The following is a 23158-nucleotide window of genomic DNA, read 5'->3' as shown; positions in this document are numbered from 1 at the left end:
CCTGACGGCACAATGCGAATCATCTGCTAAAGCTAACGCCTCTCCCGACAAACAACAAGCCGCACGGCTTGTTGTTCAGGTTATTTGCTGGCAAATCAGGCGTTTTTTGCCTTCTGCACCAGCAAATTGAACGACACAATCGCCAGCATAAAGCAGCCAAAGATGGTGCCAGTCATGCTGGCCACCGAGGTGCCGCCCAGGCCGGTGATCGGCACGCTGATGGCACCAAAGGTGAACATGCACACGCCAATCACCGCCGAGGCGCTGCCCGCACGCTGGCCCTGGCTTTGCATCGCCAGCGAAGAAGCGGTGGTGGCGATTACGCCGTTACTGGCGATGGTGAAGAACAGCGCGACCAGCAGAATCGGCAGCGCCGCGCCTGTCAGCCCCGCCAGCAGCAAACAGCTCGAAGCGACAAAAGCCAGCGTCAGGCCGCCTTTAAGTACACGGTATTCACCCCACAGCGGACAGAGGCGCGCACTGGTTTGTGATGCAATAATCAGGCCGAGGCCGTTAGCAGCGAAGCAGAAGCTGAAGGCTTGCGGTGTCAGGCCGTACAGCTGTTGCAGTACAAACGGCGAGGCGCCGATGTAGGCAAACATGCCGGACATCATAAAACCTTGCGTCAGGCAGAAGCCCATAAACTGACGATGCGTGACGACCTGGCCGAGCGCCGCCCAGGTGGAAAAGATCGAGCCCTGACTGCGGCGCTCAGGTGGTAAAGTTTCGTGCAATTTCCAGCGGGCGAGAAAGATCAACACGATGGCTATGCAGCCAAGCACCACAAAAATGCCGCGCCAGTTGAGCACTGTCATCAAGGCACCGCCCAGCACCGGCGCACCAATCGGCGCTAAACCGTTGACCAGCATCAGCAGGGCAAAGAAACGCGTCAGTTCATGACCGCTGTACATATCACGGGCAATCGCACGTGACAGCACCGCGCCGCCTGCGCCCGCCAGGCCTTCAAACAAACGCGCCACTAACAGCGAGTTGATATCTTTTGCCAGCGCACAGCCAATCGAGGCAATAAACAGCAGCACCAGCGATAACAGCAGCGGACGCAGGCGACCAAACTTGTCGCTCATTGGACCAAACAGCAACTGACCGGCACCTAAACCGAGCAAGCCGGCGGTGAGGCTCAGCTGCGCCGTGGCGGTTTCGGTGTGCAGATCGCGCGCCAGTTCCGGCAGCGCCGGCAGGTAAAGATCGATACAGAGTGGCCCGAGTGCCGCGAGCAGGCCCAGCGTGATGGCATAAACCAGCCGATTAGAAGGTGCAGGTGTCATTAATCCTCTGTCTTTATTCATTGCTATAGGTATTTTTTCGCGGGTGATTATACGAACCGTAGCGCATCAACACAGCATTTTTACCAAATCCTAACGCTTCGGAATTTGGCTGAATTTGTCCCATAAAGTTGATAAATCTGGATTTATGTTCCAGGCTTATTCCACATGGACAAAAAACGAGGAACAACAACATGAATAAAGTGATGGGATGTATCGCTGCCGCTATGACGCTGGCAGCCCTGTCTGGTTGTACGACTTATGACAAAGCTGAAAGCTACGTAACCAAGCCGGTTGTGAAGGATGTGAAGAAAGGCATGACGCGTGATCAGGTTCGCCAGATTGCCGGTCCAGCCTCTACTGAAATCACCATGGTTCACGCCCGCGGTACTTGCCAGACTTACGTGATTGGCGAGCGCGACGGCAAACCGCAGACCTATTTCGTTAGCTATAACGATACCGGTCGCGTCATGAACTACGGTTTCCAGAGCTGTAAAGACTACGATACCGATCCGCAAGCGGCTCAGTAATCGCAGCAGAATAAGAAACGGCCCGTCATTGACGGGCCGTTTTTCGTTGTGGCGCTTATAAACCGTAAGGACGCGGCACTTCGATATAATCACCACCGATCTCGCGCTGGTAGTAATGACCTTCCTGCACGTAATAGCGCTTGCCGTTGAAATCCAGCACGCGCATTCCGCCGCCCGGCGGCGCTTCAGGCGGCTGCACCACGACATAGGTGTCGCCCTGGCGCTGATAGTAGTTGCCGTTCAGCATGTAATAGGTCAGGCCGCCCAGCAAAACTGCGGTTGCTGCTTCTGGTAAGAAGCGCAGCGGGCCGGGACCGCCCCAATGTGGACCTCCACCCCAATGCGGACCTGGACCGGGGCCCCAGCCGCCGGGATGGGCGAAACTGATTGCTGGTGTTAATAAGGTTAACGCCAGCACCGAGGCGATAACTGTTTTCATCGGTGATTCTCCTGCTGTGACTGACAGCAGAATTGGCCTTCCTGAGCGAAAACTCAAGCGAAAAGAGGCTGATTTTTCCTCTGTTTACCATGCTTAACGTTTTCCTGACGCTAGCGCCATGATTGGGGGGAATTGGGGAGAATAGGGCATAAAAAAACGGCAGACCAATTGGCCTGCCGTTGTGGTATCGAGGAGCGTTAGCGGTGTGCCAGTTCGGCGTGCTCGTCGCTCTCCAGCACTTTTTTGTCGGTCAATCCAAGCCAGCGGCTGGTGAGTGAACCGGCGGTCATTGAACCATTTACGTTGAGCGCGGTACGGCCCATATCGATCAGCGGTTCGATGGAGATCAACAGCGCGACCAACGTCACCGGCAGGCCCATCGCAGGCAGCACAATCAGTGCAGCGAAGGTTGCACCGCCGCCGACGCCTGCCACACCGGCAGAACTCAGCGTCACGATACCCACCAGCGTCGCAATCCACATTGGGTCAAACGGGTTGATGCCCACGGTTGGCGCAACCATCACCGCCAGCATGGTGGGATAGAGACCCGCACAACCGTTCTGTCCGATGGTGGCACCGAACGATGCCGAGAAGCTGGCGATCGATTCCGGCACGCCCAGACGACGCGTCTGCGTTTCCACGTTCAGTGGAATACTGGCGGCGCTGGAACGGCTGGTGAAGGCGAAGGTGATCACCGGCCACACTTTACGGAAGAAGCGCATTGGGTTGATGCCGTTAACCGACAGTAACAGCGCGTGCACGGCAAACATGATTGCCAGACCGAGATAAGAAGCCACCACGAAGCCACCCAGCTTGATGATGTCTTGCAGGTTGGAACCGGCCACCACTTTGGTCATCAGCGCCAGTACGCCGTACGGCGTCAGCTTCATGATCAAACGCACCAGCTTCATCACCCAGGATTGCAGGGTGTCGATTGCAACCAGCACGCGCTCGCCTTTTACCTTGTCATCTTTCAGCAGTTGCAGCGCTGCTACACCGAGGAAGGCGGCGAAAATCACTACGCTAATGATCGAGGTTGGATTGGCGCCCGCCAGATCGGCAAACGGGTTTTTCGGAATGAAGGAGAGCAACAGCTGCGGCGTGCTGAGATCAGCCACTTTGCCTACGTAGTTGCTCTGAATTGCGCTCAGACGCGCGGTTTCCTGCGCACCTTGCACCAGACCTTCCGCGCTCAGGCCAAACAGCCCAGTCACCAGCACGCCGACCAGCGCGGAGATTGCGGTGGTAAACAGCAGTACGCCAATGGTCAGCACGCTGATTTTACCCAGCGATGAGGCATTGTGCAGACGTGCGACTGCGCTCAGGATCGAGGCGAACACCAGCGGCATCACGATCATCTGCAGCAGTTGCACGTAGCCGTTACCAACGATGTTAAACCAGCCAATCGACGCTTTCACGGTTGGGCTGTTTTCGCCATAGATGGTTTGCAGCGCCAGACCAAAGGCCACACCGAACACTAATCCGGTCAACACGCGCTTTGACAGGCTCCAGCTTTGGTTGCCAATGCGATTCAACAGAATCAGCAGCGCGATAAACGCCACGATATTAATAATGAGGGGAAAATCCATGCTCAACTCCAGAGTGTGACGTGCCATCGCCCTGGGATGGCACGTAAAACAGTAAGTCCCCGTTAGGGAATATTTAGAATGTTATCAGTTCAGCGTGGGGCGGGCTTATACCCAAAAAGAATGTTTTATAACTTTATCGCTTGATTCGACTGGTTATTGACCGCTTTGACCATTAACCAACCGACCGACGCCATTTTGTAGCGTATTGAACAGTTGTTCCGGCCAGCCGTTGGCACCAAAAGAGGGCATGCCGGGCGGGAACCACAATGCATAACCGACCAGCGCCAGGCAAAGTGCGCGCTCCAGCTGATTACCTTTCTGGCTATTGAGGATTGGCAAACGGAAGCGCCAGCGGCAAGGCCACAGCAATGGCACGCCAGCGGGCGTTAGCATATCGGCGACAATATGGCTGAGATAGCCGAGCGTCATACCTTGCAGCACATCGGCGGGAAGAAACCAGTCGGCGGGCACATTGATTTGGAATAACCACAAACTCACCGCTACCGCCAGCAAACTGTGGGTAAAACCGCGATGACCAAAGGCGCGAGCGATGGGATGCGACAGCCACTTTAATCGCTGACCTAACACGGATTTAGGGTGATCGATATCAGGCAGCAGGCAGGTTAACAGCGCAGCAGGCACTAAATGCCACCAATCGGCGCTGGCCAAAACTGGCGTCAGCTCCGCGCGCTTGGCAAAAATGGCGCTGGCAATGGCAAAAATGATATGGCCTTCGGCCGTCATGATGAAACCTGGCTGCATAAAACTGTCGATGCATCCAGTATAGGGATTTATCCAGTGAATGAGAATGGTGACGCTGTAACGAAGCGTTAATATTTTTCACTTTCCCGCGTCACAATGACGCGGGAAAAGAACGGGTTAGCTTAGCGCGCTAACCATCCGCCATCGACGGCCAATGTATAACCTTGCACATAATCGGAGGCGCTGGAGGCGAGGAAGACAATCGGGCCCATCATGTCGTCCGGGACGCCCCAGCGACCCGATGGAATGCGGCCCAAAATTTCCTCGTTGCGTGACTCATCGCTACGCAATTGTTCAGTGTTATTGGTGGCCATGTAGCCCGGCGCAATGGCGTTAACGTTGATGCCGTGCTTGGCCCATTCGTTGGCCATCAGGCGGGTTAACCCCATCACCGCGCTTTTAGATGCGGTATAAGAAGGCACGCGAATGCCGCCCTGGAACGACAGCATCGAGGCGATATTAATGATCTTGCCGCCGTTACCTTGCGCGATAAACTGGCGCGCGACCTGTTGTGACAGGAAGAACAGGCTTTTGCTATTGATGTTCATCACATCATCCCAATCCTGTTCGCTGAAGTTGAGTGCATCTTCGCGGCGGATGATGCCCGCGTTATTTACCAGAATGTCGATGCGACCGGCCTGCGCCACTGCCTGTTCAACAATATGCGGCACGATGGACGGTTTGGTCAGATCGGCCTGAATCGACCAAAAACGGCGGCCTAACGCCTCAACTTTGGCTTGCGTATCATCCGGCCCAGCGCGATTGACGCCAATAATGTCACAACCTGCCTGCGCCAAACCCAGCGCCATGCCTTGTCCTAAACCGGTATTGCAACCGGTGACCATTGCGACTTTGCCTTCAAGACTAAATGCGTTAAGTATCATGATTTGCTCCTTGTTAGCGCAGCGCGCTGATGGCGACGTGGTCCATGTCATCGAAAACCTGGTTTTCGCCCACCATGCCCCAGATAAAGGTATAGCGCTGCGTTCCGACGCCCGCGTGAATCGACCAGCTCGGTGAAATCACCGCCTGCTCGTTGTGCACTAATAGATGACGCGTTTCCTGCGGCTGGCCCATCATGTGGAACACGGCGCTGTCGTCGGCCATATCGAAGTAGAAGTAGACTTCCATGCGGCGTTCGTGGGTGTGACACGGCATGGTGTTCCACAGGTTGCCGTCATCGAGGCGGGTTAATCCCATGGTTAACTGACAGGTTGGTAATACATCGGGCACGATGAATTTATTGATGGTGCGGCGATTCGAGGTGGTGGCGTCGCCCAGCGTGGCTTTCACCGCTTCGGCGAGGGTGATTTTTTTGTCCGGATAATGAGTGTGTGCCGGCGCGCTGTTGTAGTAAAACTTCGCCGGATGATTGGCATCGCTACTGCGGAAAATCACGCTCTGCGCGCCTTGTCCGACATACAATGCTTCCTGATTACCGATTTCCCAGGTTTTGCCATCCACTTCAATCAATCCCGGCCCACCAATGTTAATTACACCGAGTTCACGGCGTTCGAGGAAGTAACTGACCCCCAGCTGCTTACCCACTTCATGGCCGATGGTCACGGATTTCTGCACCGGCATTACGCCGCCGATGATGATGCGATCGATATGGCTGTAAGTGAGGGTGTAATTGTCGGCGTCGAAAATCTTGTCGATCAGAAACTCACGGCGTAGGCCGTCAGTGTCCAGCGTTTTGGCATGTTCGCTATGAATGCTTTGACGAATGTCCATCTCAGGCCTCTCAAGAGTCAAAGGAAGTGGTCCCGATGCGGGTCTTTGGGCATCTTAAGTAGGATGAGATGTGAATTCAATAAAAATGAAACGATGTTTTATTTATTTGTGTTGGCGATCAACTTGCTTATAAAAATCGCTTTTTGTGCTTAAAGCAACCAAGACCTGACCTGGCTTTTTTTTTGCAAAAATTCTTCAGAATTTGCTGCATCAAATTGTAGGAGTTTTCCTCCTGTCCTCAGCAGTTTCATTTATCAGCAAAGAGATTGAAAACATCATGAATACACCGGTTAACGTCATTGTCGTTGAAGGAAAAAAGATCACCCAAAGCGCGGAGCTTCCCCTGCAGGCTAAAGGGGCTCCAGCAAACATTAAAGCCGTAAAGGGCGCTAAATATCTGTTCACCACCGGAAAAGATGGTGCGGTAAACGAGCACATTATTGTTAAGCGCAGCGGAAAAAATCTGCAGGTTTTCCTTAACGACGATGACGATCAGCCGCAGCTGGTTATCGAGGATTTTTACGCTAACCAGGGCGAACTGGCAGGTATGGGCAGTGATGGGCAGTACCATACGTTTGTCACTGAAGCAGGCGAGACTGAAGCCTTCGCAATGATGAATGATGGTGCGGCCATGCCGTTGATGATGGCATCGGAAAGCACAACCGGCTTGAGCGGACTGAGCATGACCAGTGCGGTGGCAGGAGGTTTATCCACGGGTTGGTTAGTTGCAGGCGCGATTGGTGGTCTGCTGGCGTTAGGCGGCATTGCAGCAGCCGCAGGCGGCGGCAGTGGCGGCGGTGGAAGCGATAATAATAATCCGCCAGCCCCAGCGCCTGAACCGCAGCCGGTGGATCTGAGTGAACTGGTGATGATGGATCGTGTTGGCAGCCTGACGGGTCCTATCGCGGTGGGCGGTACAACGGACGATGCACGTCCACTGTTTGAGGGCGTGGGTACACCGGGCAACATCATTCGCGTCTATGACAAAAACCAGCTGATTGGTAGCGTGCAGATTGGTGAAGATGGCCGCTGGTCGTGGCAGCCGGAGAGCAATCTTCCAGCGGGCGATCATGAGCTGAGCTTCTCTGAAATGAACCGTGATGGTGTTGAAGGGCCGCGTTCTGAATCTGTTGGTTTTGAGCTTGATCTGACCGCGCCGGGACGTGTTACTGATTTAACGCTTTCTGATGACGCTGGCAATCACCGTGGACCTGTTCAGCCGGGTGAAACCACCAATGACAACACGCCAACTTTCTCCGGGAACGCCGAAGCAGGTGCCACGGTCGAGATCCGCGACAATGGTGAGCTAATTGGTACCGTGCTGGTGGGCGAAGACGGCAAATGGTCCTTTACCCCATCACCCGCGCTTGAAAATGGTGAGCATAACTTTTCTGTCGTGGTGGTTGATCCGGCTGGCAATGTTGGTTTGCCGGTTAACCTTGGCCCGATCATCATCGACGATACTCTGTTAGACCAACCAGAATTCGGCTATATCCGCGACGGTAACGACAACGCGCTACAGCCTGGCGAAGCAATCAACACTAGCCCGATCAAAATGGGCGGTAGCGGCACACCGGGCGACATTGTCACTATCATCCGTAATGGCCAGCCTGCGGGCAGCGTAATTGTGGGGGATGGCGGTGAGTGGCATTACGAGCTGGTAATTCCTGAGGATCAGGAAGGTGCGCAGTCAGTCGGCCTGATCATCACCTCGCCAGAAGGCGAAGAGCAAGGTCGCTCTGAAGAGTTTAATTTTGATTTTGACGTGACGGCACCCGATACCCCGGATATGAGCGATGTCACCATCACCGATGGCAACGGTAACCCGCTGATTCAGGAAGGATTAACTAATGCGACAGACCTGATTGTCCGTGGAACTGGCGAAGAGGGCGAGATTGTTCGTTTGTACGACGGAGATGAAGAGATTGGTTCAGTACGCGTTGGTGCAGATGGGCAATGGGCGATCCCCGTTTCCGGATTGGAAGAGGGCGACCATCAGCTGCGCACCGAAATTGAAGATGCTGCCGGAAACCGCAGCGAAAAATCTGACAGTTATGACCTTGAAATCGACCTGACGCCACCTGTACAGGCTTCCAACGTCGGTATTGCTGATAGCACAGGCGCAGCGGTGGCTGCAGGCGACATTGTGAACAGCAGTGAGCTGATTTTCTCCGGAGACGCACAAGAAGGTGACATCGTATATCTGTGGGATGGTAGCGATCTGGTGAGCTCTGTAGTGGTTGGCGCGGGTGGGCAGTGGAGCTTGCCGGCTGAGATGACCGAAGAGCGTGAGTACAATTTCCAGCTGGAAGTGCGCGATGCAGCAGGCAACAGCAGCGGCCGCTCGCCAGAAATGCCGGTCTCCTATGATATTACTGCGCCCGATGCTCCTGTTGTTGGCTCAATTACCGATGGTAACAATACGGATCTTTCAGCGGGTGGAGTGATTAATAATGGTGATATCACCCTATCAGGCCAGAATGGTACACCAGGTGACATCGTTACGCTTTATAATGGTAATAACGCCATAGCAACAGTTGTCGTGCAGACAGACGGAAGCTGGAGCTTAATCAGTAGTCTTGATGATGGATTATATAATTTAAGCACCACCTTCACTGACTCTGCCGGTAATGAAAGTGCCAAATCAAATTCGGTTGCACTCGATCTCGACAGCGTTGTTCCAGATGCACCAATCTTTGCAAACTTTAACGACGATGTGGGAACCGAAACCGGTGATATGGCTTCTGGCAGCATCACAGACGATCAAACCCCGACGCTCAACGGTAAAGGACCCATTGATGGCGAAATCATTTTGTCGGATGCCTCTGGGGAAATCGCGCGTGTGCCGGTAGACAGCAACGGTAACTGGTCCTGGACGCCATCCAATCCCCTAGCGTATGACAACTATACCTTCAATGCGGTAGCGGTCAGCCGCAGTGGCGTGGTGGGCACAGATACCAGCACCGATTTTGTGGTGAAAGTGGCAGAGAAGATGGTGGAGTCTTTCTCTGGTTTTGCTGAAGGCTTTGACCTGCTGCCGACCACCCAATTGAACGGCGCTACGCTGAACATTGTTCATACCAATGGTCGCGTTTATACCACGAACACAGCAACCCCGGCACTGGATGGCATGGCCATTCAGGTTACTGGGAGAGAAGTGTCCTTGTCGTTGGAACTGGATGCGCCTACAACGAAGTTTGCATTCATGGTTGCCGGTGTACAAACGACTCTGACACTGAATTACTATGATGAAAACAATCAGCTAATCGCTACAAAGGAGACGGGTGTAGCGTTGGCTAAGACAAGCATTGTGCATGAAGCACCGGAAGGACAATTCATTGCCCGTATCGAAATCATCGCGCTAAATGATCCTAATGGTTTCGCGATTGACAATTTTGAGTATTACAAAGCCAACGATGCTGATCTGAATCCGGCTCCTGCAGGCTTCAACATGGTCGACGAAAACTTCAGCCTCAATAACTATGCGTTGTTGCTGGCCGGAGATGAGCAGGTGCTGGATTTGTCCAATATCGCGCAGCAACAGCAGGATATTCATAGCATCTCACTGGAAGGTCATGGCGATAACACCCTGAACCTGCGCATGGAAGATGTACTGGCGCTGGGACATGAGAATCTGTTCATTCAGGATGGCAGCAAGCAGCTAATGATCAATGGCGATGCCGGTGACCACGTGAGTCTTGAAGCGATTGCTGGTGAAAATGGCGTTGAAAACTGGAACATGATGGGCGAAGTCACCGTCGGCGGCACGGTATACAGTGTTTATCAGGCGGATAACCACGCACTTGAAGTTCTGATTCAGCAAGGTGTTCAGACTGACCAGCATTAATAAGCTTTGATTAATCTGGCTTTGTAGTAACAAGCCCCGAAAGTTGATGTCCTTGCTTTCGGGGCTTTTCATTTTCAGTCACAGAAATAGGGGGGCCGGTTAACCGTGCAGATGTTCGGGTTTGAGCTGGGTTAAATCATCAAGAATCACATTGGCTAACGCCCAACGCGCATCATCACGATGATCGGCTGCTGGCACCACAATCGAGCGCATGCGGGCGGCTTTGGTGGCAATCATGCCGTTGAAGGAATCTTCCAGCGTCACGCAGTTCAGTGGATCGATACCCAGTTTGGCTGCGGCGTCGAGATAGACCTGCGGGTGCGGTTTGCTGTACGGCAGCGCTTCCGCAGATGCCAGCACATCAAAGTATTTGCGCAGGTCAAACATCTCCAGCACGCGCTCCAGCATATGCAGCGGTGAGGCAGAGGCGAGGCCAATTTTCAAACCTTGCTGCTGGCACAGTTGCAGCGACTGCTCCACGCCGGGCAGCAGCGGACGCGTCTCTTCCACCAGCGCCAGCGCGCGAGCAATGATGCGTTGGGTCACTTCCTGCTGATCCGGGCCGTTCCACGGCAGCGCTTCAAACCACATGCGCACAGTTTGATCGATGCGCAGACCCAGCGTATCGGGCAATTCGTGACGGCGGGTGATATCAACGCCAAGGCTGGCGAAGATATCCAATTCCGCCTGATCCCACAGCGGTTCTGAGTCGATCAACAATCCGTCCATATCAAAGATGGCGGCCAATACAGGACGACGATATGACATACAACTGCTCCCTTGGAAATTTGGCTTACCTTAGCACGAGTGCCGGAGAAAGCCGACTTGCGGCAGGCCACGCATTTTTCAGGAAAAATTGCAGTAGTGCAGGTAGACTTAGGCAAAACTATTTTCGGTTCAGGGAGACACCATGACTTACCAACAGGCTGGCCGCATCGCCATCCTTAAGCGAGTGGCTGGCTGGGTGATTTTTATACCAGCACTGTTATCCACCCTTATTTCGCTGCTGGGCTTTATGTTTAAGCACAGTGAAAAGCAGCCAGGCATTGATGCCGTGATGCTCGATTTTGTCCATGTCATGGTCGACATGGTGAAATTCAATACGCCGTTCCTCAATGTGTTTTGGCAGAACTCGCCGGTGCCGGAATTTAATGGCGGCGCGAATATCGGCTTTTGGCTGATCTACATTCTGATTTTTGTCGGCATTGCGCTGCAGGCTTCGGGTGCGCGGATGTGGCGTCAGTCGCGCCATATTAAAGAGGGCATTGAAGATCAGCTGATCATGGAACAGGCAAAAGGCAGTGAAGGGCGTACGCGAGCGCAGCTGGAAGAGAAAATCCATATGCCGCGTCACACCATTTTCTTGCAGATTTTCCCGCTGTATATCCTGCCGATCATTATCGCTATCGCCGGCTACTTTGTGCTGAAGCTACTCGGCATGCTGTAACGCGTCAGGCCGGTCTGGCCTGACGTTCTCCCAACACATCTTCATCTAACAACTGGCCGATGGCGAACTGCGCTTCGCCCGTCCAGTTGCCGCCGAACACATTGGCGCGATTGAGCAGGTAATAGAGCTGATAAACCGGCTGACGCTGCGAGAATCCGTCCTCCAGTGGCCAAACCGCGTGGTAGCCATCATAAATCTGGCGCGGTAAATCGGCGTAGTAGCTCAGCATCGCCAGATCGCATTCGCGGTCGCCCCAATAGCAGGCGGGATCGAACAGCCACGGACCGGTTGCGCTGCCAGCGCAGTTGGCGGGCCATAAATCGCCGTGTAATAAAGAGGGTTGCGGATGATGGTTGGCTAACGTGCGCTGCACGCAATCGACAATCAACTCGGTATCGCCATAATGCACACCTTTTTCTGCAGCCAGTTGCAGCTGCCAGCCGATGCGCTGCTCAGCGAAGAACACCGACCAGCGGCGTAACCAGCTGTTCGGCTGTGGTGAGGTGGTGATGTTGTTGTCGTAATCGAGACCAAATTGCGGTTGCTCGCTCCATTGGTGCAGATGCGCTAACTGCTGACCGAGTTGGAAAGCACTCTGCTCGGTAAAGGGTTGAGGCGGAATATATTCCAGCAGCAGGAAGCTGGTATCACGATCGTTACCGACGCCATACACTTTCGGTACGCGAACGGTTTGCGTGCGCGCCAGCAGGTCGAGTTGATCGGCTTCCCAGCTAAACAAGGTGAGCATGTCGCGGGTGTTACATTTGACGAACACATCTAACTCGCCATAGCGGAAACGCCAGGCAGGATGGACATCGCCACCGGGAAGTTCCTGACGGTCGATGATTTCAGCATCACCGGCGTACTCGCTTAACAGACGACTAATGGCTGACCACATCGGGTAATCCTCTTTGTTCGCTGCGTGAGTTCGATTGTAACGCGCAAAACCTGAGCAAACCTGGCGTCGATGCCGTTTTTTGCACTGCGTCAGGATTGTTCTTTCAAAAATGCCTCTAGCGTAGTGACGGTGACTTCAGGTTTTTTGTCGAGAGCGATTTGTGCATATCCGGCGGCCTGCTCCGCCACTTCATGCTCCTCTAAAGCGCTAACAATGCCGAAACTGTTAGTGCCCAACTCATGCGGATGACCTTCATCATCACTTAACGTGGTGCTATATCCGCCATTGATCATGGCGCTATTCACTGACTGCAAGTCGCCAAGTCCATTTTCCTGATACTTTAACGTGACAATGTAACGTTTAACATCATGGTCGCTCATTATTCACCTCATTGTTATCGAACAGATTTCAGCGTAGACCAGCGGACAGGATAGAGCGAATTTTAGGCGATTGATCAGCAGGAATGGCAGGTAAAGCTCTGTCAAAAAAGTTCAGAAAATTCTTCTGGCTTTTGGGCTGCTATTTAAGTAATTGCCCCCTATAATGCGCAACGAAAATGGGAAAAGTCCCATTAAAAGAGCGGTCCAGCGACTTTCCTGGCTTTTTTTGCGGGTACATAATTTTTTACAAAACTTACGGTAAATTGCATTGATTGACCGGAGAAACGCTTCAGACTCTTCGTTTTTTAAACTGTCGTACGGGTTACTTTTAATGAAAGCCTTTAACAAGCTGTCCGCTGTTTTATTGCTCTCTGCTGGAGCATTTTGTCACCAGGCATTTGCAGATAACGCCGTTTTCACCTCCATGGATGACCCTTCAACGGCGAAAAAACCGTTTGAAGGCAGTGCGTCAGCGGGTTACCTGGCTCAAACCGGTAACACCACCAGTTCTTCGTTGAGTGCGGCTACCAATATGACGTGGTACCAAACCAACACCGCACTGAGCCTGTGGGGTAACGCATCGAACAACTCCTCTAACGATGAGCGTTCATCTGAGACCTACAACATCGGTGGCCGTAGCCGTTATAACCTCAACAGCGCCGATTACCTGTTTGGTCAGGCGAGCTGGTTGAGCGACCGTTTCAACGGGTATGACTCACGCGATGTACTGACCGCCGGTTACGGTCGTCAGATCCTTAACGGTCCGGTTCACTCACTGCGTGCTGAATTCGGTCCGGGTGTGCGTTACGACGATTTCCATGAAGGCGGCCATGAAACCAAAGCATTGGGTTATGGTGCAGTGAGCTATCAATGGCAGCTGACAGATACTACCAAATTTATTCAGGGTGTTTCTGTGCTGAGCAGCTTCGGTGAAGACACCACGCTGAACTCAGAGACTGCGCTGCAGGTGGCCATCAATGCTCACTTCGCGCTGAAGCTGGGCTACAACGTGACCTGGAACAACAATCCGCCAGAATCTGCGCCGGATCGTACTGATACCAAAACCACGATCCAGCTCTCATACTCAATGTAAGCGAGACGGATGTGAATCACCGCTGCCAGGCCTGCGCCTCGCAGCGGTTTTTTTTATTTCTCTTTAGCTTAGCGAAACTCTGCACGGGTTTTGATCGGCGGCGAAAGCTGCTATTATCATCGCCGCTTTACATTCCTGGCGTCATTCCGACAACGTGGGTCTGACATCACGCCGGGTTACACACTACGAAACTCATTTTTGCATGTAGGCTTTCGTGTGGCTTACCACTGCAATTAAGGATATTAAATGCCAGTAATTACTCTTCCTGATGGCAGCCAGCGCAGCTTTGACCGTCCGGTCAGCGTGATGGATATTGCGTTGGATATTGGACCGGGTTTGGCGAAAGCCTGTATCGCGGGTCGCGTGAATGGCGAGTTGGTTGATGCGGTTGATCCGATCACCGAAGACGCTCAGGTCGCGATTATTACCGCTAAAGACGACGCCGGTTTAGAAATCATTCGTCACTCTTGCGCGCACCTGTTAGGGCATGCGATTAAGCAGCTGTGGCCAAACACCAAGATGGCTATCGGCCCGGTGATTGATAACGGTTTCTATTATGACGTCGACCTGGAACATACCTTAACCCAGGAAGATCTTGAGCTGCTGGAAAAGCGTATGCACCAGTTGGCTGAAAGCAACTACGATGTGGTGAAGAAAAAGGTGAGCTGGCAGGAAGCACGTGACGTGTTTGCTGAGCGTGGCGAAAGCTACAAAACCACCATTCTTGACGAGAACATCAGCCACGACGATCGTCCTGGCTTGTATCACCATGAAGAATACATCGATATGTGCCGCGGTCCGCACGTGCCGAACATGCGTTTCTGCCATCACTTCAAACTGCAGAAAATCTCCGGGGCTTACTGGCGCGGCAACAGCGATAACAAAATGCTGCAGCGTATTTACGGTACGGCCTGGGCGGATAAAAAGCAGCTGGCTGCTTATTTGCAGCGTCTGGAAGAAGCGGCGAAGCGCGATCACCGTAAAATCGGTAAGCAGCTTGATCTCTACCACATGCAGGAAGAAGCTCCGGGCATGGTGTTCTGGCACAATGACGGCTGGACCATCTTCCGCGAGCTGGAAGTGTTTGTGCGTACCAAGCTGAAAGAGTACGACTACCAGGAAGTGAAAGGTCCGTTCATGATGGACCGCGTGCTGTGGGAAAAAACCGGGCACTGGGAGAACTATAAAGAAGCAATGTTCACCACCTCTTCAGAGAACCGTGAATATTGCATCAAGCCGATGAACTGCCCAGGCCACGTTCAGATCTTTAATCAGGGTCTGAAATCCTACCGCGACCTGCCGCTGCGTATGGCTGAATTTGGTAGCTGCCATCGTAACGAGCCATCAGGTGCCTTGCATGGTCTGATGCGCGTACGCGGCTTTACCCAGGATGATGCTCACGTCTTCTGTACCGAAGATCAGGTACGTGATGAAGTGAACAGCTGTATCCGCATGGTCTACGACATGTACAGCACCTTCGGTTTTGAAAAAATCGTGGTGAAACTGTCGACCCGTCCGGAAAAACGTATCGGTACCGACGAAATGTGGGATCGTGCGGAAGTGGATTTGGCAGAAGCGCTGAAAGAGAATGACATTCCATTCGAATATCAGCCGGGAGAAGGTGCCTTCTACGGCCCTAAAATTGAGTTTACTCTGTACGATTGTCTCGACCGCGCCTGGCAGTGTGGTACCGTTCAGCTAGACTTCTCCCTGCCGAAACGTCTGGACGCGACTTTTGTCGGTGAAAACAACGATCGTCAGACACCGGTGATGATTCACCGCGCAATTCTCGGTTCAATGGAGCGCTTTATCGGCATCCTGACCGAAGAGTTCGCTGGATTCTTCCCGAGTTGGCTGGCACCAGTGCAAGCTGTGGTGATGAATATCACCGACAGTCAGTCTGAATACGTCAGCGAATTGACAAAGAAACTGCAGAATGCAGGTATTCGTGTCAAAGCGGACTTGAGAAACGAGAAGATAGGCTTTAAAATCCGCGAGCACACATTACGTCGCGTCCCTTATATGCTGGTTTGCGGTGACAAAGAGGTGGAAGCAGGCAAAGTTGCCGTGCGCACCCGCCGTGGTAAAGACCTTGGGAGCATGGACGTAGATGTGTTTGTTGAGAAGCTGCAACAAGAGATTCGCAGCCGACATCTTCACCAATTAGAGGAAACAGGTTATTAAAGGCGGAAAACGAGTACAACCAACACGTCCGAACCGTATCAACGGCGAAATCCGTGCTACCGAAGTGCGCTTATCTGGCGTAGACGGCGAGCAACTTGGCATTGTCACCCTGCGTGAAGCCATTGAGAAAGCTGAAGAAGCCGGCGTAGATTTAGTTGAAATCAGCCCGAACGCCGAACCGCCGGTTTGCCGTATCATGGATTACGGCAAGTTCCTTTATGAAAAAAGCAAGTCTTCTAAGGAACAGAAGAAGAAGCAGAAAGTTATCCAGGTTAAGGAAATCAAATTCCGTCCTGGTACCGATGATGGCGACTATCAGGTCAAACTACGCAACCTGATTCGCTTTCTGGAAGAGGGCGATAAAGCCAAAATTACGCTGCGTTTCCGCGGTCGTGAGATGGCGCACCAGCAGATCGGTATGGAAGTGCTTAACCGCGTCCGTAAAGATCTGTGTGAAGACATGGATCTGGCGATTGTCGAATCCTTCCCTTCGAAGATCGAAGGTCGTCAGATGATCATGGTGCTCGCTCCTAAGAAGAAACAGTAGGCCTTCAAGTAATAAAGCCGCGCAGCGCTTGCGTTGTGCGGATTTTTATTCGCCTGTCTGATTCATTTTATTAACAATGCGAAGTGGATATTTGTAAAAATGCCAAAGATTAAAACTGTACGTGGCGCCGCTAAGCGCTTCAAGAAGACCGCTTCTGGCGGCTTCAAGCGTAAGCACGCGAACCTGCGTCATATTCTGACTAAAAAGTCTACTAAGCGTAAACGTCACCTGCGTCCGAAAGGCATGGTGTCTAAAGGCGATCTGGGTCTGGTTATTGCCTGCCTGCCGTACGCATAAGTAAGTTTTTTATAAATTTGCCCGAAAACTTTGCGTACTGGCCATTGGCTTGCAAGGAATAGGGCGTCACAGAATATGATATAGGAGAGCTCACATGGCTCGCGTTAAACGTGGTGTAATTGCTCGCGCACGTCACAAGAAAATCTTAAAACAAGCTAAAGGCTACTATGGTGCACGTTCACGTGTATACCGCGTTGCCTTCCAGGCTGTTATCAAAGCTGGTCAGTATGCTTACCGTGACCGTCGTCAACGTAAGCGTCAGTTCCGTCAACTGTGGATCGCGCGTATCAACGCTGCGGCTCGTCAGAACGGTATCTCTTACAGCCGTTTCATCAATGGCCTGAAAAAAGCCTCTATTGAAATCGACCGTAAGATTCTGGCTGACATCGCTGTATTCGACAAAGTGACATTTACTGCACTTGTTGAAAAAGCAAAATCAGCTCTGGCGTAAGTCAGTTGAAAAAGGGAGCTTGCTCCCTTTTTTATTACCCGCAACTCACGCAAAAGATTGACATTTTGGCCGCTGCGCATTTCAATAGTGCGGTTTCTAAATATGACAAGGTAACGCAAGCATGAATGCTGCTATTTTCCGTTTCTTTTTTTACTTTAGCGCCTGAACATCAGGGGCTTTTGCGCATAAGAAAAGAAACGAAAAATCGCGCTAAAAGCCTCCCTCGTGGAGGCTTTTTTGTTTCTGGCGACACTTAATCGGATCAGCTGATCCCAACGAGAACTGACCAGCCCGGCTGGAAGAAGAGGAAATCATGTCCCAACTCGCAGACCTGGTGGCTCGTGCCACGGCCGCCATCGACGAGGCGGCGGATATCGCTGCTCTGGACGCCGTGCGCGTCGAATTTCTGGGTAAGAAAGGGCATCTGACGCTGCAAATGACCACCCTGCGTGAACTGCCAGCAGAAGAGCGTCCGGCAGCGGGTGCGGTCATCAACGATGCCAAACAACAAGTGCAGGATCGCCTTACTGCGCGCAAAGATACGCTGGAAAGCGCCGAGTTGAATGCGCGTCTGGCTGCGGAAACCATCGATGTGTCGCTGCCTGGCCGCCGCGTTGAGAATGGTGGCTTGCACCCGGTGACCCGCACCATCGACCGTATCGAAACCTTCTTCGGCGAACTGGGTTTCGCGGTAGTGACAGGTCCGGAAATTGAAGACGATTATCACAACTTTGATGCGCTAAACATTCCAGGCCATCACCCGGCGCGTGCCGACCACGATACCTTCTGGTTCGATGCCACGCGTTTGCTGCGCACCCAAACCTCAGGCGTGCAGATCCGCACCATGAAAAACCAGCCGCCGCCGATCCGCATCATCGCGCCAGGCCGCGTTTATCGTAATGACTACGATCAGACGCACACACCGATGTTCCATCAGATGGAAGGTTTGATTGTTGATAAAGACATCAGCTTTACCAACCTGAAAGGCACGCTGCACGATTTCCTGAACAACTTCTTCGAAGAGAATCTGCAAATTCGCTTCCGTCCTTCTTACTTCCCGTTCACCGAACCGTCCGCAGAAGTGGATGTGATGGGTAAAAACGGCAAGTGGCTGGAAGTGCTGGGTTGCGGCATGGTGCACCCGAACGTGTTGCGCAATGTTGGCATCGATCCGGAAATTTATTCGGGCTTTGCGTTTGGCATGGGCATGGAGCGTCTCACCATGCTGCGCTATGGTGTGACCGATCTGCGCGCCTTCTTCGAAAATGATTTACGTTTCCTCAAACAATTTAAATAAGGGCAGGTTATCCAATGAAATTCAGTGAACTCTGGTTACGCGAATGGGTAAATCCAGCCCTGGACAGCGCTGCGCTGTCTGAGCAAATCACCATGGCCGGCCTTGAAGTGGACGGTGTGGATCCGGTTGCCGGCGCTTTCAACGGTGTTGTCGTAGGTGAAGTGGTTGAGTGCGGCCAGCATCCAAACGCCGACAAACTGCGCGTCACCAAAATCAACGTCGGTGGCGATCGCCTGTTGGATATCGTCTGCGGCGCGCCAAACTGCCGTCAGGGCCTGAAAGTGGCAGTGGCGACCGTTGGCGCTGTGCTGCCGGGCGATTTCAAAATCAAAGCGGCAAAACTGCGTGGCGAACCCTCTGAAGGCATGCTGTGTTCCTTCTCCGAGCTCGGTATTTCCGACGATCACAGCGGCATTATCGAGCTGCCAGCCGATGCGCCCATTGGTACCGATATCCGTAGCTATCTGCAGTTGGATGACAACACCATCGAAATCAGCGTTACGCCAAACCGTGCCGATTGCCTGGGCATCATCGGGGTTGCGCGTGATGTAGCGGTACTGAACGGTTTGCCGCTGACGGCGCCTGCTATTGAGCCGGTAAAAGCCACCATCACCGATACTTTCCCGATTCGCGTCGATGCCACCGCCGCGTGCCCGCGCTATCTTGGCCGCGTGGTAAAAGGTATCAACGTCAAAGCCGCTACGCCATTGTGGATGCGTGAAAAGCTGCGTCGCTGCGGTATTCGTTCAATCGATCCGGTGGTTGATATCACCAACTTTGTGCTGCTGGAGCTTGGCCAGCCGATGCACGCCTTTGATCTCGACCGCATCGACGGCGGCATCGTGGTGCGTATGGCAGAAGAGGGCGAAGCCCTGACGCTGCTGGATGGAACCGAAGCCAAACTCAGCAGTGACACGCTGGTGATTGCCGATCACCAGAAAGCGCTGGCGATGGGCGGCATCTTTGGTGGCGAGCATTCAGGTGTGAATGAAGAGACGCAAAACGTGCTGTTCGAATGCGCCTACTTTGATCCGCTGGCGATTACCGGCCGCGCACGCCGTCAAGGCCTGCATACCGATGCATCACATCGTTATGAGCGTGGTGTCGATCCTGCTTTGCAGCACAAAGCGATTGAGCGCGCTACGCAGCTGCTGCTCGACATCTGTGGCGGCGAAGCGGGCCCGGTCATCGATCAAACTGACGCGAGCGCACTGCCGCCACGCGCCACCATCACGTTGCGCCGTGAAAAGCTTGATCGCCTGATTGGTCACGTGATTGCTGACGATCAGGTTACTGACATCCTGACGCGTCTCGGTTGTGAAGTGACGGTCGGTGCAGGCGAGTGGCAAGCCGTTGCGCCAAGCTGGCGTTTCGATATGGCCATCGAAGAAGATCTGGTCGAAGAAGTGGCACGCGTTTATGGCTACAACAACATTCCTGATGTGCCGGTGAAAGCCAGCCTGATCATGACGCAACATCGTGAAGCTGACCTGTCGCTGAAGCGTGCGAAAAATCTGCTGGTGGATAAAGGCTATCAGGAAGCGATTACTTATAGCTTCGTCGATCCAAAAATGCAGCAGTTGCTGCATCCGGGCGAAGAAGCGCTGATCCTGCCAAGCCCAATCTCCAGCGATATGTCGGCCATGCGCCTGTCGCTGTGGACCGGTTTACTGGGCGCGGTGGTGTACAACCAAAACCGTCAGCAGGGCCGCGTACGCCTGTTTGAGAGCGGTTTGCGCTTTGTTCCTGATACACAGGCCGATCTGGGTATCCGCCAGGATCTTATGCTGGCCGGCGTTTTAAGCGGTAATCGCTATGAAGAGCATTGGGATCTGGCGCGTCAGACGGTTGACTTCTATGATTTGAAAGGCGATTTAGAATCGCTGCTGGATTTGACCGGTAAACTTGATGAGATTTCCTTCCGTGCGGAAGCCAATCCGGCGCTGCATCCAGGACAAAGCGCCGCAATTTATTTACGCGGCGAACGAATCGGATTTATCGGGGTGGTTCATCCAGAGCTGGAACGTAAGCTGGATCTTAACGGGCGCACCTTAGTGTTTGAACTGCTTTGGAATAAGGTCGCAGACCGCGTCCTGCCTGATGCGCGCGAGATTTCCCGCTTCCCGGCAAACCGTCGTGATATCGCCGTTGTTGTGGCTGAAAACGTGCCTGCAGCAGATATCATTGCGGAGTGTAAGAAAGTTGGCGTAAATCAGGTAGTTGGCGTAAACTTGTTTGACGTGTACCGTGGTAAGGGCGTAAACGAGGGTGAAAAGAGCCTTGCGATTAGCCTGATTTTGCAGGATACCAGCCGGACACTCGAAGAAGAGGAGATTGCCGCGACCGTTGCCAAATGCGTTGCGGCATTAAAAGAGCGATTCCAGGCAACCTTGAGGGATTGAACCTATGGCGCTTACAAAAGCTGAAATGTCAGAGTACCTGTTTGAAAAACTCGGGTTGAGCAAACGCGATGCCAAAGAGTTGGTAGAACTTTTTTTTGAAGAGGTTCGCCGCGCGTTGGAAAACGGAGAACAGGTAAAACTGTCCGGATTTGGTAATTTTGATCTGCGTGACAAAAACCAGCGTCCGGGCCGTAACCCGAAGACGGGGGAAGATATTCCTATCACCGCGCGCCGAGTGGTGACATTCCGTCCGGGACAGAAGTTGAAAAGTCGCGTCGAGAACGCGACACCCAAGGATGCTGACTAATTTCAGTACGACAAAAAGGCCGCTTAGCGGCCTTTTTTTTGCCTTAAATTTGGTCGTTCTACACAATTTATCCACGATGTAAGGATTTCGTAAGTATCCGGAAAATAGGGCGAAAATCGGTCCTCACTGATAGTGACGGCGTCGACACTTTTGTTATAACAGCGCCATCACATAGCAAATGGTTTGAATAATGAAAAAGACAGCACTTTTATTAAGCATCCTGTTAGGCATGCCGCTGCTGGCTAGCGCCAATGTTTCCGTCAACATCAACACACCGGGCGTTTCGATTCATATCGGCGATCAGGATAAGCGTGGCTACTATTGGGATGGTTACGACTGGCGTGCGCCAACGTGGTGGAAACAGCACCATAACCAGCGGATTGGCACCAAAGGTCCGCACGGTTACTGGAACGGTAACGGCTGGCAGGCGCAGCATCCGGGCAATGGACCGCATCGGGATGACAAACGTCAGCCACAGCATCAGCCGCAACCGCAGCATCACGATCAGCATGATAATCAGCAGAAGCGTGATAACCACGGTCAGCCCCTTCCTCCGCATCAGTAATGCTTCTCTGGCGGCGCCTCCACAGCGCCGCTTTCTTTTTGCTGTAATCCCACTACAATCAAATCTCTGTTTTCTCAGCCAATCTTATCTATGACTCTGCTGGATCAGCTTGCTTCTCAGGCAAATCGCCGCAGCCAGCGCTGGCTCATCGCACTCAGTGCGCTGTTGTTGCTGCTCATTGGGCTTAGCCTGTCTGCCGGTGATAGCTGGATCTCCCCCACACAATGGTTTTCGGCGCAAGGCGATCTATTCGTTTGGCAACTGCGCATGCCGCGTACGCTGGCGGTGCTGCTGGTGGGTGCGGCGCTGGCGGTGTGCGGCGTGGTGATGCAGGCGCTGTTCAACAATCCGTTAGCGGAACCTGGCTTACTGGGCGTGTCGAATGGGGCGGGGATTGGTCTGGTATTGGGCGTAATGCTCGGTAACGGTTCGTTATGGAGTTTAGCGCTGGCGGCAATGGCCGGTGCGCTGCTGATCACGCTGATTCTGCTGCATTTCGCTCACAAACAACTCTCGGTGAGCCGACTACTGTTAACCGGCGTGGCGCTCGGCATTATCTGTAGCGCCATCATGACGTGGACGGTGTACTTTAGCACCAGCCTCGATCTGCGCCAACTGATGTACTGGATGATGGGCGGCTTTAGCGGTATCGACTGGCGCTATGGCTGGATGATGCTGGCGCTGCTGCCGGTTACGCTGCTGCTGATCGCTACCGCACGCACACTGAATTTGCTGGCGCTAGGTGAAACCTCGGCGCGTCAGCTCGGATTACCGCTGCTGCTGTGGCGCAACCTGCTGGTGCTGGCAATGGGCTGGCTGGTGGGCGTGAGCGTGGCGATGGCAGGGGCAATCGGCTTTGTCGGTCTGGTTATCCCGCATTTATTGCGTCTCAGCGGATTCAGCGATCATCGTTATTTGTTGCCTGCGGCGGCTTTAGCCGGTGCCGCAGTGCTGTTGGGCGCGGATATTATTGCGCGGCTGGTGTTAACCTCCGCCGAACTGCCAATTGGCGTGGTAACGGCCACGCTCGGCGCGCCGCTGTTTATCGTGTTATTAGTGAAGTCTTCGCGCTAGCTACGGCTGGCAACGTGTTATCAACAACAGGA

General features: G+C 53.2%; 23 protein-coding genes and 1 other annotated feature. Of the genes, 14 read left to right on the top strand and 9 right to left on the bottom strand.

Features of this window, described 5'->3' with window-relative positions:
- Positions 1-95: 95 nt before the first annotated feature.
- Positions 96-1286: a multidrug effflux MFS transporter gene (locus tag BM323_RS01175; RefSeq protein WP_091003186.1), complete on the bottom strand. Its 1191-nt coding sequence runs from the start codon at positions 1284-1286 to the stop codon at positions 96-98.
- 191 nt (positions 1287-1477) lie between these two features.
- Here BM323_RS01175 and osmE point away from each other — a divergent pair, with 191 nt between their 5' ends.
- Positions 1478-1813 carry an osmotically-inducible lipoprotein OsmE gene (osmE, locus tag BM323_RS01170; RefSeq protein ID WP_007892614.1) on the top strand — a complete coding sequence of 112 codons (336 nt, stop codon included), beginning with the start codon at positions 1478-1480 and terminating at the stop codon, positions 1811-1813.
- A 55-nt stretch (positions 1814-1868) separates the two neighbouring features.
- On the opposite strand, the gene BM323_RS01165 is transcribed toward osmE, so the two are convergent.
- The 5 genes from BM323_RS01165 to kduI form a co-directional block, all read right to left on the bottom strand.
- Complete coding sequence (locus BM323_RS01165) at positions 1869-2252, bottom strand: DUF6515 family protein (protein ID WP_008102911.1); 384 nt, start codon at positions 2250-2252, stop codon at positions 1869-1871.
- Positions 2253-2449: 197 nt separating this feature from the next.
- Entirely contained in the window at positions 2450-3841 is a 1392-nt protein-coding gene (locus BM323_RS01160) for an L-cystine transporter (protein ID WP_008102914.1), read from the bottom strand.
- 153 nt (positions 3842-3994) lie between these two features.
- Complete coding sequence (locus BM323_RS01155) at positions 3995-4585, bottom strand: metal-dependent hydrolase (protein WP_008102915.1); 591 nt, start codon at positions 4583-4585, stop codon at positions 3995-3997.
- 140 nt (positions 4586-4725) lie between these two features.
- Positions 4726-5487 (bottom strand): 2-dehydro-3-deoxy-D-gluconate 5-dehydrogenase KduD, encoded by a 762-nt coding sequence (gene kduD, locus BM323_RS01150; protein ID WP_008102917.1) that lies wholly within the window; start codon positions 5485-5487, stop codon positions 4726-4728.
- A 13-nt stretch (positions 5488-5500) separates the two neighbouring features.
- Complete coding sequence (gene kduI / locus BM323_RS01145) at positions 5501-6337, bottom strand: 5-dehydro-4-deoxy-D-glucuronate isomerase (protein WP_008102918.1); 837 nt, start codon at positions 6335-6337, stop codon at positions 5501-5503.
- A 277-nt stretch (positions 6338-6614) separates the two neighbouring features.
- Between kduI and BM323_RS01140 the strand changes: the two genes are divergently transcribed.
- Positions 6615-10184, top strand: coding sequence for an Ig-like domain-containing protein (locus BM323_RS01140; protein WP_091003183.1), 3570 nt, complete (start codon positions 6615-6617; stop codon positions 10182-10184).
- A 99-nt stretch (positions 10185-10283) separates the two neighbouring features.
- Here BM323_RS01140 and hxpB read toward each other — a convergent pair whose 3' ends face one another.
- On the bottom strand, positions 10284-10952 hold the full coding sequence (gene hxpB / locus BM323_RS01135; protein WP_008102924.1) for a hexitol phosphatase HxpB: 669 nt from the start codon (positions 10950-10952) through the stop codon (positions 10284-10286).
- A 142-nt stretch (positions 10953-11094) separates the two neighbouring features.
- Between hxpB and BM323_RS01130 the strand changes: the two genes are divergently transcribed.
- Positions 11095-11631: a YniB family protein gene (locus tag BM323_RS01130; RefSeq protein ID WP_008102926.1), complete on the top strand. Its 537-nt coding sequence runs from the start codon at positions 11095-11097 to the stop codon at positions 11629-11631.
- A 4-nt stretch (positions 11632-11635) separates the two neighbouring features.
- Here the strand turns inward: BM323_RS01130 and BM323_RS01125 are convergent, their stop codons facing one another.
- Together BM323_RS01125 and ghoS are read right to left on the bottom strand one after the other, a co-directional pair.
- Positions 11636-12529, bottom strand: a complete 894-nt coding sequence (locus tag BM323_RS01125) for a fructosamine kinase family protein (protein ID WP_008102931.1) — start codon at positions 12527-12529, stop codon at positions 11636-11638.
- Positions 12530-12618: 89 nt separating this feature from the next.
- Positions 12619-12909 (bottom strand): type V toxin-antitoxin system endoribonuclease antitoxin GhoS, encoded by a 291-nt coding sequence (gene ghoS / locus BM323_RS01120; RefSeq protein ID WP_008102934.1) that lies wholly within the window; start codon positions 12907-12909, stop codon positions 12619-12621.
- A gap of 331 nt (positions 12910-13240) precedes the next feature.
- On the opposite strand from ghoS, the gene BM323_RS01115 reads away from it, so the two are divergent.
- The 11 genes from BM323_RS01115 to btuC all read left to right on the top strand — a co-directional run bounded on the left by BM323_RS01115 (position 13241) and on the right by btuC (position 23126).
- On the top strand, positions 13241-14002 hold the full coding sequence (locus tag BM323_RS01115) for a DUF481 domain-containing protein (RefSeq protein WP_008102936.1): 762 nt from the start codon (positions 13241-13243) through the stop codon (positions 14000-14002).
- 246 nt (positions 14003-14248) lie between these two features.
- Complete coding sequence (thrS, locus tag BM323_RS01110; RefSeq protein ID WP_007892653.1) at positions 14249-16186, top strand: threonine--tRNA ligase; 1938 nt, start codon at positions 14249-14251, stop codon at positions 16184-16186.
- On the top strand, positions 16182-16733 hold the full coding sequence (infC, locus tag BM323_RS01105) for a translation initiation factor IF-3 (RefSeq protein WP_036647992.1): 552 nt from the start codon (positions 16182-16184) through the stop codon (positions 16731-16733). Before thrS ends, infC begins: the two co-directional genes overlap by 5 nt.
- A 99-nt stretch (positions 16734-16832) precedes the next feature.
- Positions 16833-17030: a 50S ribosomal protein L35 gene (gene rpmI, locus BM323_RS01100; RefSeq protein ID WP_004157374.1), complete on the top strand. Its 198-nt coding sequence runs from the start codon at positions 16833-16835 to the stop codon at positions 17028-17030.
- Between the two features lie 94 nt (positions 17031-17124).
- Positions 17125-17481, top strand: coding sequence for a 50S ribosomal protein L20 (gene rplT, locus BM323_RS01095; protein WP_007892678.1), 357 nt, complete (start codon positions 17125-17127; stop codon positions 17479-17481).
- 116 nt (positions 17482-17597) lie between these two features.
- Positions 17598-17723: a sequence feature (Phe leader region), on the top strand.
- The gene (gene pheM / locus BM323_RS24445; protein ID WP_106120997.1) at positions 17603-17647 is read left to right on the top strand and encodes a pheST operon leader peptide PheM; all 45 of its coding nucleotides are present in this window, start codon (positions 17603-17605) and stop codon (positions 17645-17647) included. Its footprint overlaps the feature before it by 45 nt.
- A gap of 71 nt (positions 17724-17794) precedes the next feature.
- The gene (pheS, locus tag BM323_RS01090) at positions 17795-18778 is read left to right on the top strand and encodes a phenylalanine--tRNA ligase subunit alpha (protein WP_008102938.1); all 984 of its coding nucleotides are present in this window, start codon (positions 17795-17797) and stop codon (positions 18776-18778) included.
- Between the two features lie 14 nt (positions 18779-18792).
- The gene (gene pheT / locus BM323_RS01085) at positions 18793-21180 is read left to right on the top strand and encodes a phenylalanine--tRNA ligase subunit beta (protein WP_008102940.1); all 2388 of its coding nucleotides are present in this window, start codon (positions 18793-18795) and stop codon (positions 21178-21180) included.
- A gap of 4 nt (positions 21181-21184) precedes the next feature.
- Entirely contained in the window at positions 21185-21487 is a 303-nt protein-coding gene (gene ihfA / locus BM323_RS01080) for an integration host factor subunit alpha (RefSeq protein ID WP_007892687.1), read from the top strand.
- A 190-nt stretch (positions 21488-21677) separates the two neighbouring features.
- Positions 21678-22052 carry a DUF2502 domain-containing protein gene (locus tag BM323_RS01075; RefSeq protein WP_008102942.1) on the top strand — a complete coding sequence of 125 codons (375 nt, stop codon included), beginning with the start codon at positions 21678-21680 and terminating at the stop codon, positions 22050-22052.
- 90 nt (positions 22053-22142) lie between these two features.
- Positions 22143-23126, top strand: coding sequence for a vitamin B12 ABC transporter permease BtuC (gene btuC, locus BM323_RS01070; RefSeq protein ID WP_008102946.1), 984 nt, complete (start codon positions 22143-22145; stop codon positions 23124-23126).
- Positions 23127-23158 lie beyond the last annotated feature (32 nt).

The organism is Pantoea sp. YR525 (genome assembly GCF_900116775.1).
Taxonomy (GTDB): Bacteria; Pseudomonadota; Gammaproteobacteria; order Enterobacterales; family Enterobacteriaceae; genus Pantoea; species Pantoea symbiotica.
This window is presented reverse-complemented; position numbering and strand designations above follow the sequence as displayed.